The following is a 14,509-nucleotide window of genomic DNA, read 5'->3' as shown; positions in this document are numbered from 1 at the left end:
CCTCCCCGCATCCGGCATCAGCGGCCATTGTCGGTCAGCACGCGCACTTCACCGACCGGATAGCCTTTTTCCGCCATTTCCTTGGCATAATCGCCGCGGGCATCGGCCAGTTCGGCGCGATATTCCTCCCACGCGTCGCGATTGTCCTCCGCATCGGACGATCCGCGCAGATCCTTGGTCAATTCCTTGCGCGCTTCGGCAAGGTCGGTCTGATAATTGAACCAGTAATCATTTTCGACGCCCGCGATCGGCGCCTGATACACCAGCTGATCCTCGACCTGCGCCAGCTGCTCTTCATAGCTGACCGGCCCTTCCTGCGCGATGGCGACAGCGGGAACGGTGCCCAGCATGAGGGCGGCGATGACAATCTTCGAACGCATCATGGGTTCTTCTCCTCTTTGCTGATCTGAACCATGATGAGCACAACGCGCCGACCCGCGTCTTTTTCGCCTGAACGGATGTGCAGAATGGACGAACCGACGGGAAGAAGCGACCGGCCGATCGCGTAAGGACAGCAGGAAATCCACGCATATCCACGCGATTCCAGCCGCTTACCCCTTATCGCACGACCATGTAGAAGGCCTCGGTCGCCGCGCCGCCATTTTCGATCACGATGTCGTATCGATCGGTGAACAAAGGCAGCCATGCGCAATTGGCCTGCGCCCCGTTCACCGGCTTGGCGCACAGCGTATTGCCGTCCGTGCCCAGCACCCGCACCGACAGATGGCTCGCCTTATGGGTCGGCGCGATGGAAATCTGCGCCCGCTGCCCCGCCAGAAACAGCTGCCGCACGGTCATGCTCGCCCCGGCGCCGATCGACCCGCGCCGATAGGCCGGCCCCAGCGCGCGCCCGCGAAAATTCAGGCGTGACCGGGTGACGCCATGGCTCTGCGCCTCCTGCGTCCACGCCGTCACCAGATCGTCCTGCCCGTCCGCCGGTTTTGCCCCCAGCAGGCGCAGCAGCTGCGCATCCTCCAGCAACGCGCGATGGTCGCCCCGCGCCCGCGCCGCATCCCCCGCCATCAGCGTGCGCAGCACCGGGTCGTCCGGCAGCGTGTCGACCACACCCGCGTCCGCCCCTGCGATCATCAGCAATGCGGGCAGCAACAGGCTAAACATCGCGATCCTCCGGCTGGAGCACGAACCGCGCGCCAGGCGCGGCATCCTCCACATGCAGCGACAGCTCATGCCGCTCCGCAATCGCTCTGGCGAGCGATAGGCCAAGGCCATGCCCCCCGCCCCGCGCACCGTCAAGTCGCACATATCGTTCGAATATCCGCTGCCGGTCGCCACAGGGGATGCCGGGGCCGTTATCCTCCACCACGATGCGCGGCCCCGGCCCCAGTTCCAGCACCACCGATCCGCCGCTCGGCACATATTTGAACGCATTGTCGAGGAGGTTGGACATCAGCCGGGTCATCTGCATCGGGTCGGCACGGCAACCGACATGCGGCGTGATCCGCGCATGGAAACCGATGCCCAGATCCTCCGCGCTGGCGCCATACAGGTCCGCCAGGCTTTCGGCGATGTCGCTCAGATTGACTTCGGCCAATCCGCGCGGATCGCCGCGCATCGCCTGCGTGCCTGCAATGTCGAGCAACGAATCGAGCAGCCGCACGACCCCGCGAATTTCCGCGCGCGACTGGTCCAGCGTCCGCAACAGGTCCGCGTCGCGCGTCCCCTCCATCGCCTTGAGGATGCGCGTGTCGAGGTGCATCAACGGCGTGCGGATTTCATGCGCGGTCTGGTCCGACACGGCCCGCTGCGCCTCCACCAGCCGCTCGACCTGATCCAGCATCTCATTGGTGTTGGCGGCCAGTTCAGCCAGTTCGTCATTGCTGCCCGCGCCCGGCGCGCGCGCCGCGATCCGCCCGGCCCGCACGGCGGCGAATACGGCATTGACCGTCTCCACCCGCGCGCGCAGCCGCCGCGCGGCGAAATGCCCCGCCACCAGACTGAGCAGCGCGATGCCCGCCCCCGCCACGGCGAATGCCGTCGCCAGCCGCCCCAGCAGCGCCTGCCCGCGCTGGTCGCTGCGCCCGACCAGCAGACGCGCGCCATTGGCCAGCTGCGTCGCGCGGGCGAATATGCGCGCCCCGTTAGGCAATGTCACATAACGCGCCTCCGACACTTCGGACGCGATGACGGGCCAGCTGTCCATATTGCCCGCCAGCCTGTGCCCGGCCGGATCGGTCAGCAGATACCAGCTCGGCTCGCCATCTTCGCGGTTCATCGCCAGCCGGTCGGCAATGCGCGCGCGCAATTCCGCGTCGCCGCTGCTGACATAGATGTCGGCCAGCCCGGCCAGATCGGTGTCGACTTCCCGCGCCAGCATCGCCCGGCCGTCATCATCGACGATCTTCTGCACCACCAGAAACAGCGCCAGCGTGGACAACAGGCTGACCAGCAGCGCCGAAATCGTGACCCGCCCGAAAATGGAGCGGAAAAGCCCCGGTTTAACCACCGCTCGCGCCAGCCGCCGCAATCAGCCGGTATCCCGTGCCCCATATGGTTTCCAGCACCGGCGCGTCGAACCCGTCTTCCAGCTTGCGGCGCAGCCGGCCGACATTGACGTCCACGACATTGGTCTGCGGGTCGAAACTCAGCTTCCATACCTGCCGCAACAACATTTCGCGGGTCACGACCTCGCCCGCATGCTCCATCATGTAACGGAACAGTTCGAATTCCTTGGGCGACAGGGGCAGATGCCGTCCCTGCCGAAAGGCGGTGCGCGCCTTCACATGGCATTCCAGATCGCCGAACAGCAGCACCGGTTCATGGCTGCCCCGGTTCGCGCGTCGCCACAATGCCCGCACCCGCGCGATCAGCTCGTCGGGTTCGAACGGCTTGGCCATATAATCGTCGACGCCGTTTTCCAGCCCTTCGACCCGATGTTCGCTGCGCCCCAGCGCCGACAGCATCAGCACCGGCGCGCCCACGCCCGCGACGCGCAGCCGGGTGACGATGTCGATGCCCGACAGATGCGGCAGCATCCGGTCCAGAATGATGACGTCATGGCCGCCGCCGCCCGCGCGGTTCAGCCCCGCTGCGCCGTCGACCGCCTGCTCCACGGTCATCCCCGCGCCGGTCAGGATCGCGGCGATATTGGCGCGCGCCGCGTCGTCATCCTCCACCAGCAATACTGAAATTGCGTCCATCTGCCCCATCGTGCCCCCGCTTGCAGATAACGCGAAAGCCCGCCAGTGACAAAGATTGTTATCAGGCTCTGCCGACAGGGCCTCTCATCGGAAAATATCCACAAAAAAAGCATGGCCCGACCCCATCGGATCGGACCATGCTCTTTCAGACAAAAGCCTGTATCGTTTCTGATCGGTCGATCAGATTTTCAGGCCCGCGCGCAGCATCAGCGCGCCGATGATCAGCAGGTAGACGCCGAAAATCTTCTTCAGCGGCCCGGCGGGCAGGCTGTGGGCGGCGGCCACGCCCAGCGGCGCGGTCAGCATCGACATCGACGCGATCGCCACCGTCGCGGGGATGTTGATATAGCCCAGCGACCCCCAGGGCAGGCCGCCTTCGCGGAAGCCGATGATGGCAAAACCGATGGTGGTAGGAATGGCGATCAACGTGCCGATGCCCGACGCGGTGGCGATGGCGCGGTGAATGGTGCGGCCGCACAGCGTCATCGTCATGATGGCGATGGTGCCGCCGCCGATGCCCAGCAGCGAGGAAAAGGTGCCCAGCCCGCCCGCAATGCCGATGCGCGCCAGCCCCGACGGCATCTGGTCGCTGATCACCTTGCCGTTCAGCACCGGGATCAGGAAGTTGAGCGACATCAGCATGACGCCCGCGCCAAAGATCATCTTGAGCGTGCGGCCATCGACATGGCCCGCCAGCACGACGCCCGCGCCGCAGCCCAGTATGATCCAGGGCGCCCATGTCTTGAGGACGTCGAATTCCACCGCCCCGCGCTTGGAATGCGCCAGCAGCGATCGGATGGAGGTCAGGATGATGGTCGCAGCCGACGTGCCGATCGCGACATGGGCGATACCATCCTTCGTCCCGCCCAGCAGCGGCAACACCACCAGCAGCGCGGGCACGACGACGAAGCCGCCGCCAATGCCAAAGATACCGGCGGCAAAACCGGCGAGCAGACCGGCCGCCAGCATGGCGATGAGCGGAATGAGCCAAGTCATCACGTCCATATGCATCAGCGTGCCCCTTCCTGCCCGATGCGGCGGTCAGCGCGCATGTTGCTGCGTTCGCCTCTGTGGATCAAGGCGGCGAAAGTGGGGAAATCGACCATGACGTAAAACCATGCCTCTCTTCGGCGGAATCAAGCTGCATGGGGGGCATGGTGTCATGTCCCCCTGCCCCGCTAGACGAACGACGCCCCGGAACCCGCAAGCCATCCTCCCAAAGTCCTACATTCAAAGGAAACAATTTTCCCGCCTCCACCGATGAGCATCGCGAAAACAGAGCATCTGCGGCTGTCATGCGACAGGACAAGGCCGCCGCTCCACTCAGGGGCGGGTTCAGGATCAGGCGTCGAGCGTCAGGCACGGATGTCAAGTGCGAGCACGGCTATCGGACGTTGGGCACAGGCGTCGGGCGTGCGATGCGATGCGATGCGATGCGATGCGATGCGATGCGATGCGATGCGATGCGATGCGATGCGATGCGATGCGATGCGATGCGATGCGATTGCAAATATCGGTGGCGGCGGAAGTGCAAGACTAAAGAATGATCCGTTCATCCTGAATCGGAAATTGTTAAATTTTCCGTTTGTTTCCGGTATTTTCCGAGCCGTCAGATGATGCCATCCGCTTCAAAAAATCGAGGGCAGAACCCAGCCGCCAGCCCAAACGCATCCCCCCTTTGAAATCCGCCCATTCCAACCGTCACCCCAGCGAAGGCTGGGGTTTCAGGCCATGACGGGATCGGCCCGAACCCGCGCCGCTACAGGACGTGACGCCGCCTGTCTGCTCCGCCTACCCCGCTTGCCCTGCTGCGCTGTCCCGCCTGTCCTGTGCTGTCCTGCCTGCCCAGCGCTATCCTGCGCGACCGTGGCAGATATTCTGACGGCCATTTCCGCCGATCAGAGCATCCCGCGTCACATCACTATCCTATCCTGCTCCGTCCACCTTCGGCCTTGTCGGAACCCGCCTTGAACGCTCAAGCCGCCCCGTTCATGCCTTGAACGCCCCGCGGACGGTCGAAGCTGCTCACTCTCCAAACCTTTCGCGGCCACGAACGAACAGGCCTTCACCCTCGCCCTGCCCTACCAATCTCATTCAAAGCCCGACGCCGCAAAGGCTGCAAAATCACCCATTTTTACATTCCGCCCGACGCGACAGCCGACAAAACATCTCATAAAGAACAGCAATATCAATGACTTAGATATAATTAGTTAGCTAACGAAGCAAATAACGCCTATTCGCGACTCTGTCACTTTCGCTGTCTCTTTCCGCCACCCGGCGATCGTCCCTGACCCGCCATGCATCAGGTCCGGCCTCCCCGATCCGCGAAACCTCCCGACTTCAGCGCCCCATTACGGCGCCCGTCGCACCGGCACCGGCGCATTGCACAGGTCGACGCCTCCGGCAGGCCGATCGTAAAAATCATCCTTCCGGTTCGCCCTCAGCCGCAGATAGTCGGCAAAGCTGGCCGACTGCGTATCCATCATCTCAAAACGCGGCTGCTGCGCCTTGGGCAACGCGCTCGCCAGCCGGACCGTGAGGATCGGCACCTTATGCTCTGTGGCGGTGTAGAAACCCAGTTCCCCCGTTCCCCGCGGCAGGCTGGACAGGATCTCCATTCCTTCGATCACCCGCCCGACCACGGCGATATTGCGGTCCAGCTGCCGGGGCGCCTGCCCGATCACCGCATAGAGTTCCGCGCCGGTCCCGGCATCGGGCGACATGTTCCGCCCCACCCCGACATAGCCGTAACAATGGGGCAGCCACGCCGCCGATCCATCCATCGCCACCGGCCACCCGTCCACGAATCCGGTCGATGGCGCATAAGGATCGGGATAGGGCAATGGCGTCACCGCCAGCCGCCGTGTTGCCAGCGGCAGGGCATAATCGTCCGGGCTGGTAGGCGACAGGCCGGGCGGCATCGGCTTCTTTTCGGTCGCATCGCCCCATTGCACGACATAATTGTCCTGCACCCGGTTGATGCTGGTCCCGTCCCACCAATGCGCCTTCGCCAGCTTGACGATATTGCCGACATGGCCGGGCGACAGGCCGGGCGCCAGCTGGATGACAACGCGCCTTCCGCCTTCCACGCGCATCACCAGCAGGTCATCGGCCGGGATCGCCCGCCACGCGGTGGCAGGCGCCTGCGCCACGACCGCAGACGGCGTGGCGGGCGAGTCGGCGGCGATGGTAGGGGCGGAAGCGGCAAGGAGAGCGGCGGAGAGGGCCAGCGCGAAGGAAGCTTTCATGCCCCGATGAAACAGCGCGATCGGGATAATGTAAAGCGACTTATCATCCCCCCTTGCCTAGTGCTACGCCGCACGATAGGGAGCCGCCTTCCAGTGCATGCGGAGCGGTGGCCGAGTGGTCGAAGGCGCTCGCCTGGAAAGTGAGTATACGTCAAAAGCGTATCGAGGGTTCGAATCCCTCCCGCTCCGCCATTTACCCATTCAGACCTGTTCACCCCTGACCGCGCAAAGTCGCGGATTTCTGAGGATAATCTGACCACTTCAGACCGCTGCGGTTCGTTTGCGTTCACCAGCAATCGCGCTATTATGTGGGGAACAGTGTGGGGAAATTTCCGAGTGTGGGGAAGGCCACCCTAAACACATGGAGAACCAGCATGGGAAAGCTGACAGCCAACGAAGTTAAGGCCGCACTTTCAAAGCCCGGAACCTACAGCGATGGTGACGGCCTTTTTCTAAAAGTTAGTAGGTCCGGTGGCGCAAGCTGGCTACTTCGCGTCCAGCATGAAGGCAAACGACGCGACATAGGACTTGGAAGCGCCAAACTGGTGACACTGGCCGGAGTGCGAGCCAAGGCAGCAGAAGCCCGTAGAGCGATCCGTGAAGACGGACGCGATCTTGTCGCGGAAAAGCGCAAGGCGAAAGCGGAGGCTGTCACTTTCAAGGAAGCCGCCCTCACTTACCTCGATACGCACAAACACCAGTGGGCCAACGATAAGCATGAGGACCAGTGGCTAAATACGCTTGAAACCCATGCTTTTCCGGCTCTTGGTTCAAAGCCAGTCGGCGATATCACCGCAGGTGAGATTATCACCGCAATCATGGGAGTATGGACAAAGACGCCTGAAACCGGGCGACGAGTGAAGCAGCGAATATGCACTATATTAGACTATGCCCATGCGCGTGGCTGGCGGGCGACCGAAGCCCCGCATAAGGCGCTGGCTGTAGGCAAAGGACTGCCTAAGCAGCAGGGCGGAAAACATCACGCCGCTATGCAATATGCGGATGTTCCTATTTTCCTGACCCGCCTTAAAGCGTCAGGTGGAGTGTGGGGAAGGCTGGCTCTGGAATTTGCCATTCTGACAGCAGCCAGATCGCAGGAAGTGCGGAAAGCGACTTGGGATGAGTTCAACATCGAAACCGCGCTGTGGACCGTTCCAGCCGATCACATGAAGATGAAGCGGGAACACACTGTCCCTCTTTCACCAGAAGCGTTGGCAGTATTGCAAAGCGCATCGGCTGTCCGACTGACAGGAACGGACCTCGTATTCCCCGGAACAAACGGCGGCATAATGTCTGATATGACATTGCTGGCCGTTATCCGTCGCATGAAGGAGCCAGTGACAGTCCATGGTTTCCGTTCCTCATTCCGCACTTGGGTAGCAGAGAAAACCAATTTCCCCGGCGAAGTGGCAGAAGCCGCATTAGCCCATCAGAATCCCAATGAAGTTGAGCGAGCATATCAACGCGGCGATCTGCTCGATAAACGCCGGAAGCTAATGGAAGCATGGGGAGCTTATTGCTCCAATGATACCACTTTGGCGAACGTCGTACCGTTCAAGCAGGCAGGATAGCATGTGGGCGGCGAGATCAATTTTCCCCGCCCACTCTCAAAATGAATAATCCGCCAGCAAATCGGCTGGCCGAACCTCTAGCGCCTGAGCCAATGCCAATATGGTCCTGATGGTGATATTTCGTTCACCACGCTCAATGCCGCCAATGTGATTGCGATGCAGTTCGGTCACGCCAAATAAATCGGCCTATTTCAGTCAATCATATTTCGATCGCTCGATTGGATTGGTTAAACATATTTATTCGCCGAAATCATCAATGTAAGAAGCAACAATACCATTGTTCCAATTTTCCAAAAATTTGGAGAAAAATATGCTGCTCTTAATATGGGTAATCGCACTCGTATTAGCGATCCCAACTTTTGGGATATCTATTGCGGTTGCCACCGCAATAACTTTTTTCATTAAAAAAGAGAAAAAATTAGACCAGATAAATGACGCAATTCTTATTGCATCAGCAGCATCCATTGTCCGAAAAGAAATTGTTGAGAAGTATCATAGCTTCGTTGGCAGGCAGATGGGGCTGTCAAACATGGCAGATTCAGAAATCATAAATAGGGTTATGAAATTTTCTTCTGCAATAGAAATGACGTTAAAAAACAGTGGAAGATTTCATGACAATAAAGATGACATAATTCAAGTTGCTATAAAAATTACATCATACTCTGAAGATTTTAATGAAGATGAATTTGAGAAAATCTTAATAGATGAAATGAGATATATATCAAAATTTGGAATAATATCTTCCATTAGAAAGCCGTACAGCTTACCGTTCGAAATTATTTATGAAGGAAAAGATTACAGCTCAGAATATCCGTATTAGTAATTATTATGGCAAATTCCCCATCCACCGAGATTGACCGGTTGGCCCAGCCGACCACCCAACACATCCGCCGCAGGCGGTGGGACAGGAGTGGAAAAGGATGGGGCCAGCCGGTCAACATTTGAACCAAGACAAGCATCCCCTTCCCTGAACCAGAGATAAGAAATTCAAAATCACCCAAGCGCCGATTTTGATTAAATGGGTGATCTAAATTTCACTCCATGGCTCCCGCCCCGCCCTTCACTCTCGCCTTGCCCTATCGGTCCTCGCTGCGCTCCGGGCCTCTGGGCAGCCTCCGTTACGGACGGGTCGAAGCCTGCATGATGGAAGTGGCAGGGCTACCCAACTACACGCCCAGCCGACTTCGCATTGCACACATAAGGCAGCCCTACCGTGACTGGGCAACACTAGTCGACAGGAGAATGTCCGGCTACTTACTGTGACGGCAGAAAGCCGCCTTCAACTTACCCTCAATCGCCGAATAGGAAGCTGACGCAGCGGCATAGCTCAGGATTCCATCAATCAATAATCTTGTACGGCTTGCCTGCAAGTATAGTACCAAACAGAGCAACCGCTTCGTGCGACCATTTTCTTACCGCAGATGAATCTTTTTTTCCTGTCTTAATTCTCTCATGATAACGGTTATCGGAAGCACGCAGATCATTGCCCGTTTCAAACTTGATCTTCTTTATAATTCGATCAAGCGCATTCCATCCTTTAAGATTTAATTCATCAGCCACTTGTGTAAGCGTGAAAGGATGTGTTTTGTTGTCGCTATCAGCAAAGGTAAGGCCCAACATTTTTGGTAGCATATCATCATCTTGCGCCACCTTCTCCAGCGTAGCATAATCCACTTCTATAGTACCACCGGGGATGTCTTTTCGGGTCAACTTCATCAGCCTAGCTGCAAGGGTGCGCAGCAATGCGGGGTTGACTTGCTTCAGTTCGTGACGTGCTGCGAGCAATTGAAATACATCTATGAGAGACGTTACATTAAATACTCTCAACCTATATTGCCGACCGTCATCCTCGTCATCAATAACGACCTCTGATTGATTCGCGCCTGATTTTAACTCTTGATGCCAAACCACTTGGGCTACATTTGTAATAAGACCGCTATCATCCGCAGCAATCCGTCCAATATCCCTTAAAAGGGTTCTTACATTTGGATCTCCTAATCCATATCCAAAAATAAACACTGGATGTTCTACAAAATAAGTTAAAAGTTTAGCAGCAAAATATCGACTTTGCTTTTCCCAATTTATATAGTCCGGACTTGTGAGCACCAGAGTTCTTGGATTTCCCGCCATTCCATGAATATGAAATATCTCTCCGAATGAATTTAGATCATAGCGCAGAACACCTCTTCCAACGATTGGTTCGTAACCCTTGAAAACTTGTTCAAGAAGCTCATCATAATTTGTAGTTATGATGGCGTGCGGCCGTATGTTAGCAAGCGCTTGCAATTCCTCCTGTTGCTCTTCTGATAGCGCTGCCAGAGACGGAGGAGTTATTTCTAGCAGATGCTCCGCTATAAGCGCCTTCATAAAAACGTGACGGTCGGCACCTTCAAAGAGACTTTCGGAAAATCGGTCTTTGCCTGTGGTCCATGCCCACTCAAAAATTATGTCAGCGATCGCCGTTCCAATGGCGACTTTATCGTCGCCAAATTTTTGTAAGAAATATGAGTAAGGCTGACTGGCCGGCTGAACTTGGTCGAGCGCAAACCTCAACGCGCCCTCCCAGTCCGGAGCACCGATATATCTGCGCGCAATTCCGGCGCCAACAAACAAGACTGGTTGAACATCAAATTCCTCAAGAATGCTCTGGATTGCTTCAGCAATTGTACCAGCCTCCTCCAGACTTGATGTGGCGGGAGGATCACTAATGCCGTCCGAGAATGTTTGCTCTGCCATTTTGCCCTACCAAGAGATATTGATTGCAATATTTGATTATATGTTGCGACGAGGAGCGGTAAGCCGATCCCGCTAATTCTAATCATTATCCAGCGTCGGTATATTGCACTCATCTGGACAAATTTGAAGGGCGGGTTTGGCGCTTTCCGGTCCAGCGGGTAGGTTGTTTGTCGCGATGCTCAATATCATAATGCATTGCCCGAAGCGCCCCCGCTGCGAAGGCGAAAGGGGGGGCAGGTTTCCATTCTGGCTCCAACTATGTCCGGCATCAATAAACACGGGATCAACACCCGGCGATCCCAACATACCCCCCCCCCCCGGTCATTCCCACACATATAAACACCCACCCCCACCATGGCAGCAAGGATAACGACCTTACGGTCGTGTGGATGCATTCACTGCATCATAACCCTCACGACATTTCAGAAGGATCGAACAGCATGGCCAATATGGCTCAGGCATTTAGCGGCATACTCAATATCGCCACCGCCTCCTCATCCACCGTCGTCGGCAGCGTGAACTTTGTTCACAAGGGTGTATCCGGCCTCAACATCATTGCAGAACAGTGGCTGGAAGACCTGCAAGAATCCGAAGTTATCAACAAGGATCACAGGCGTCAGAAACTCGTGACCCAGAATGCAAAGGCAGAAGCAGACCTACTCGATGAGGTCGATCAACTTTGCAGAAACCCCTCATATTCCGAAAAATTCAATTCCGCATTCAAACGGAAAATGGACCTTCTGGAAGAGTATGACAAGAAAAAGGCGGAGAAATCCGCCTAATTCTTTTCAACTATGATTCAATTTTTCCGATAGATAATTCTATCAACCGATCCAACTCGTCCGATCGTAGGCTTACCCCCTTCCTGATCTTTCCTAACAATCGAAGATCGCGATCAATGGCTTTCACGGTTTTCAACTGGCTCTCAGCTTCCGCCGAACGATTTCCATGCTTCCATGCATTCCGATTGCCTTTGGGCGCACCACCATTGGTTCCCCCATGCATCCGACAGCGATTTCGTCCTCTCACGGCAGGTGACTGGCAAGGCTCCCCTGACCTTGTCGTGGCTCCACACCTTGGCGCATTAGCCAGATTTGCCGGTTGCATGGGATTGTCCGTTGAACTTTTCAACATCTCTACTTCCGTCCCAACTTTAGGCTATCGGGGAACGGCAAAGTTGAACTTTTTCACCGCTCCCCTAACTTGTCCGCCACAAGCGCCACAGCGCAACAATGGCGGATTACCTATGTTTTTCAACTTTCTGGATCAGCAACATCGTCGCCCTTGACGCCACATGGCGGAGACGGACTATCATCCGCAACACCAGAATCCCCGGTTTTCTCAGGGCTTTCATGACCTGTGGCGGATGTTGCGTTTGTTGCGCTCGATCCCGACTTAGGCAGATAGCGTTCCCATGCATCAATGAAGTCTGCCCGCCTGTAGCCTTTCGGCGTTGAACCATCGGGCATACGGATCGTAACCGAGCGAATGCCATAGGAACGGAGCATATGCGCCAACTTCCGAGCATCTATTTTCCGGCCTTTGAGATCACCCCAAGGTGCTTCCTCATCAGCCAGCAACCCCTCAACCAATTTGGCTGTCGTGATACGGTCAGCATCACCCAAACAGGTGCGGATATCGACCAGCAGTTGAACACCTAAAGAGGGGCGCTCATTCGCCTTTGCGGACATGACAGCATCCATAGCAGCCTGCCTAGCCAACTGAGGCCAGTGACCGCCCGCCAGATCAGCCACTACAAAAAGCGGACCCCATACGTCAGCATTTCTATCAACGATGACATCAGGAAATTCAGGTTTAGCCATTTCTGCCATGCTGAAAATGCCAGAAGCCCAGTCCGCCAATTCGTCCCGCAGAACACCTGCCTCTTGTTCATGGATACGTGGCTGAAGTGGTTCAGCCTTTTCGCCAACCGCCCGTTTCCGCATACGAATGATGACTGACCGAGTCATAATTGTATCCGGCAAATTGCCGAGACCGCCCATCGCTACAGCAGCATAGGTATCCAGTTCGACGGTCTGAACCTTTCCGCGTTCGGTATTGCAACGCCCAACTACGGCACCACGTCGATACCCGGCATTGATCATTCCGCGCAGGTCTTCGTTCCCACGAGCAGCAGGGCCGAAGATCGTGTCAATTTCATCGTATAAAATGGTGGGCCGATTCTCCTGATAGGCGACTTTCCGCAGGATATATGCAGCAGATGAATTAACCGACAGCAGAGGGTTAGGCACCAGCAGCGCCGTTATCTCCAAAACCCTCGATTTCCCGCTTCCCGGCTCCGGCGACAAGACGGCTAGACGTCCCGACGAGAACCAAGCATCCATCAAATGCGTGTGGGCAATCCACAATACATGCGCAATGCTGGCCATATCGGAGGGATAACATATGAACCGACGAGCAAAGGCATGAATGCGATCCAGCAGGTCCGCTCCATCAATTCCCTCACCATCAGAAAGTAGGTTTTCATCTGGCAGCAGGTGCATATTTGCACTATCAAGGGCCGTCTGGTTCGTAGCTATGACAACATCCGGGCCGGTCGCTGTTGACGCAGCGTCTGGCCCTTTTTCTATCGTTGCATGGTTCATACGGCACCGCCAGTCGCGCCGTCGATCAGCGCCTTTATACTATCCACCTTAACCAAGGTGCGGCTGCCGATTTTCACCGTATCTAATCGCCCTTGCTTGATGAGACTATAGGTCAGTGTTCTACCTATTCCCAAAGCTTGTGATGCACTCTTAATCGAACTTAACATTTTAAATTTCCGTTATTAACCACACTTATGCGGTGGCATCCGTACACATACGAAAAATTTAAAAGCTTTCAACAACAAATACTTAACGCAACTTAATTATGACTATCTATTCAAGAGATAATGCGACAATAAAACTTTCACACACTTCACGTATCCCCTCTCAATCGCGATTTTCCGCATTTTGAATTTTTGGGTGCTTCGAAAAACATAGAATAAAAAATTATTCTCGCTTCAGACTGAGAGGGAAATGGAATGCCAGAGGCTTTCGCAGACTCCCGAATCAGGGGAGGCTGCACGTTGTTCACCGGAATCAAACATTACGGGACGAACCATGCAGCCAGTGCATCCAACGACGCTGACCACACCCCTCCTACCAACTGAAATGGGTACACATCATGAAAGTGTGGGGAATAATGTGGGCAAGGATTTTTATCCTTACAAATAATCTCGATATATCAATAATATATCGAGTCGATTCTACTCCCTCCCGCCCGCCATCTAGTCTTAAGTAGTTCAAAAGACTGGATAAGATCCTAAATTTGCGCGCGAAACTGCGCCTTTCCATTCTGGTTTGGTACCGCAGAGAGTCAAAAACAAGCTGGGAATATGGAATTTCCGTCAGAATTCTCCGCGCCGACAGCCAGCAGTACGGAATGTAGATTGATCGGTATGACGGCGATTTACCCCATCCCACAGGCAGTCTGATCCGAAGTCGCGTCCGGCATACGCTCCAAGTTTCACCCCGGATCGCGCCAGCGCAGGACCGCATCTCCCTATCCGGCATGGACGGCCGCCATTCTTTGCACCTGTCAACCCACGGGCCTAATCCGCGTGCCAACATTCCCCAAGCATATTTTTGGATTTTCAAAAGTCCCATTCATGCTAGGCGGCGTGGACAAATTGGTTAGAAGCGAGCTTTCCAAGTGTCGTCTGGATACTTGATGATCTGCCGCCGCCATATCCAGATGGCGAAGGCAAACATCAGCACGCCGGAAGTGATGCCCGCAGCCCATCCCCTCTGAT

General features: G+C 56.1%; 14 protein-coding genes and 1 tRNA gene. 4 read left to right on the top strand and 11 right to left on the bottom strand.

Translation table 11 applies throughout. From position 1 onward, the window contains the following. Nucleotides 1-17: 17 nt before the first annotated feature. The 6 genes from ACOJSJ_RS09825 to ACOJSJ_RS09800 form a co-directional block, all read right to left on the bottom strand. Nucleotides 18-383, bottom strand: a complete 366-nt coding sequence (locus ACOJSJ_RS09825; RefSeq protein WP_420144803.1) for a hypothetical protein — start codon at nucleotides 381-383, stop codon at nucleotides 18-20. 175 nt (nucleotides 384-558) lie between these two features. Beyond that, entirely contained in the window at nucleotides 559-1,119 is a 561-nt protein-coding gene (locus tag ACOJSJ_RS09820; protein ID WP_420144802.1) for a hypothetical protein, read from the bottom strand. Continuing rightward, nucleotides 1,112-2,464: a sensor histidine kinase gene (locus ACOJSJ_RS09815; RefSeq protein WP_420144801.1), complete on the bottom strand. Its 1,353-nt coding sequence runs from the start codon at nucleotides 2,462-2,464 to the stop codon at nucleotides 1,112-1,114. The genes ACOJSJ_RS09820 and ACOJSJ_RS09815 overlap by 8 nt, the downstream gene beginning before the upstream one ends. Beyond that, a complete protein-coding gene (locus tag ACOJSJ_RS09810) occupies nucleotides 2,457-3,167 on the bottom strand; it encodes a response regulator transcription factor (protein WP_420144800.1) in 711 nt (236 codons plus the stop codon). The genes ACOJSJ_RS09815 and ACOJSJ_RS09810 overlap by 8 nt, the downstream gene beginning before the upstream one ends. A gap of 171 nt (nucleotides 3,168-3,338) precedes the next feature. Next, a complete protein-coding gene (locus ACOJSJ_RS09805; RefSeq protein WP_420144799.1) occupies nucleotides 3,339-4,169 on the bottom strand; it encodes a sulfite exporter TauE/SafE family protein in 831 nt (276 codons plus the stop codon). A gap of 1,340 nt (nucleotides 4,170-5,509) precedes the next feature. Further along, on the bottom strand, nucleotides 5,510-6,406 hold the full coding sequence (locus ACOJSJ_RS09800) for a peptidylprolyl isomerase (protein WP_420144798.1): 897 nt from the start codon (nucleotides 6,404-6,406) through the stop codon (nucleotides 5,510-5,512). Between the two features lie 101 nt (nucleotides 6,407-6,507). On the opposite strand from ACOJSJ_RS09800, the gene ACOJSJ_RS09795 reads away from it, so the two are divergent. Together ACOJSJ_RS09795 and ACOJSJ_RS09790 are read left to right on the top strand one after the other, a co-directional pair. Then, nucleotides 6,508-6,598 (top strand) — tRNA-Ser (locus tag ACOJSJ_RS09795). A 182-nt stretch (nucleotides 6,599-6,780) separates the two neighbouring features. Further along, entirely contained in the window at nucleotides 6,781-7,977 is a 1,197-nt protein-coding gene (locus tag ACOJSJ_RS09790; RefSeq protein ID WP_420144797.1) for a tyrosine-type recombinase/integrase, read from the top strand. A gap of 36 nt (nucleotides 7,978-8,013) precedes the next feature. On the opposite strand, the gene ACOJSJ_RS09785 is transcribed toward ACOJSJ_RS09790, so the two are convergent. Beyond that, entirely contained in the window at nucleotides 8,014-8,148 is a 135-nt protein-coding gene (locus ACOJSJ_RS09785) for a helix-turn-helix domain-containing protein (protein WP_420144796.1), read from the bottom strand. A gap of 139 nt (nucleotides 8,149-8,287) precedes the next feature. Here ACOJSJ_RS09785 and ACOJSJ_RS09780 point away from each other — a divergent pair, with 139 nt between their 5' ends. Then, complete coding sequence (locus ACOJSJ_RS09780) at nucleotides 8,288-8,797, top strand: hypothetical protein (protein ID WP_420144795.1); 510 nt, start codon at nucleotides 8,288-8,290, stop codon at nucleotides 8,795-8,797. 518 nt (nucleotides 8,798-9,315) lie between these two features. On the opposite strand, the gene ACOJSJ_RS09775 is transcribed toward ACOJSJ_RS09780, so the two are convergent. Beyond that, nucleotides 9,316-10,713, bottom strand: coding sequence for an SIR2 family NAD-dependent protein deacylase (locus ACOJSJ_RS09775; protein WP_420144794.1), 1,398 nt, complete (start codon nucleotides 10,711-10,713; stop codon nucleotides 9,316-9,318). Between the two features lie 440 nt (nucleotides 10,714-11,153). Between ACOJSJ_RS09775 and ACOJSJ_RS09770 the strand changes: the two genes are divergently transcribed. After that, nucleotides 11,154-11,495, top strand: a complete 342-nt coding sequence (locus ACOJSJ_RS09770) for a hypothetical protein (protein WP_420144793.1) — start codon at nucleotides 11,154-11,156, stop codon at nucleotides 11,493-11,495. 10 nt (nucleotides 11,496-11,505) lie between these two features. On the opposite strand, the gene ACOJSJ_RS09765 is transcribed toward ACOJSJ_RS09770, so the two are convergent. The 3 genes from ACOJSJ_RS09765 to ACOJSJ_RS09755 all read right to left on the bottom strand — a co-directional run bounded on the left by ACOJSJ_RS09765 (nucleotide 11,506) and on the right by ACOJSJ_RS09755 (nucleotide 13,486). Further along, entirely contained in the window at nucleotides 11,506-11,820 is a 315-nt protein-coding gene (locus ACOJSJ_RS09765) for an HGGxSTG domain-containing protein (protein WP_420144828.1), read from the bottom strand. A gap of 146 nt (nucleotides 11,821-11,966) precedes the next feature. Continuing rightward, a complete protein-coding gene (locus ACOJSJ_RS09760) occupies nucleotides 11,967-13,217 on the bottom strand; it encodes a DUF3631 domain-containing protein (protein ID WP_420144792.1) in 1,251 nt (416 codons plus the stop codon). Nucleotides 13,218-13,315: 98 nt separating this feature from the next. Next, nucleotides 13,316-13,486, bottom strand: a complete 171-nt coding sequence (locus ACOJSJ_RS09755; protein WP_420144791.1) for a helix-turn-helix domain-containing protein — start codon at nucleotides 13,484-13,486, stop codon at nucleotides 13,316-13,318. Nucleotides 13,487-14,509: the final 1,023 nt, after the last annotated feature.

Source organism: Sphingobium sp., from assembly GCF_048594625.1.
Lineage (GTDB): Bacteria > Pseudomonadota > Alphaproteobacteria > Sphingomonadales > Sphingomonadaceae > Sphingobium.
This window is presented reverse-complemented; position numbering and strand designations above follow the sequence as displayed.

Bases quoted from the DNA above. Each gene is read 5' to 3' on its own strand.
- ACOJSJ_RS09825 (WP_420144803.1), bottom strand. From the start codon at position 383: ATGATGCGTTCGAAGATTGTCATCGCCGCCCTCATGCTGGGCACCGTT.
- ACOJSJ_RS09820 (WP_420144802.1), bottom strand. From the start codon at position 1,119: ATGTTTAGCCTGTTGCTGCCCGCATTGCTGATGATCGCAGGGGCGGAC.
- ACOJSJ_RS09810 (WP_420144800.1), bottom strand. From the start codon at position 3,167: ATGGGGCAGATGGACGCAATTTCAGTATTGCTGGTGGAGGATGACGAC.
- ACOJSJ_RS09805 (WP_420144799.1), bottom strand. From the start codon at position 4,169: ATGCATATGGACGTGATGACTTGGCTCATTCCGCTCATCGCCATGCTG.
- ACOJSJ_RS09800 (WP_420144798.1), bottom strand. From the start codon at position 6,406: ATGAAAGCTTCCTTCGCGCTGGCCCTCTCCGCCGCTCTCCTTGCCGCT.
- ACOJSJ_RS09790 (WP_420144797.1), top strand. From the start codon at position 6,781: ATGGGAAAGCTGACAGCCAACGAAGTTAAGGCCGCACTTTCAAAGCCC.
- ACOJSJ_RS09780 (WP_420144795.1), top strand. From the start codon at position 8,288: ATGCTGCTCTTAATATGGGTAATCGCACTCGTATTAGCGATCCCAACT.
- ACOJSJ_RS09775 (WP_420144794.1), bottom strand. From the start codon at position 10,713: ATGGCAGAGCAAACATTCTCGGACGGCATTAGTGATCCTCCCGCCACA.
- ACOJSJ_RS09770 (WP_420144793.1), top strand. From the start codon at position 11,154: ATGGCCAATATGGCTCAGGCATTTAGCGGCATACTCAATATCGCCACC.
- ACOJSJ_RS09765 (WP_420144828.1), bottom strand. From the start codon at position 11,820: ATGCAACCGGCAAATCTGGCTAATGCGCCAAGGTGTGGAGCCACGACA.
- ACOJSJ_RS09760 (WP_420144792.1), bottom strand. From the start codon at position 13,217: ATGCACCTGCTGCCAGATGAAAACCTACTTTCTGATGGTGAGGGAATT.
- ACOJSJ_RS09755 (WP_420144791.1), bottom strand. From the start codon at position 13,486: ATGTTAAGTTCGATTAAGAGTGCATCACAAGCTTTGGGAATAGGTAGA.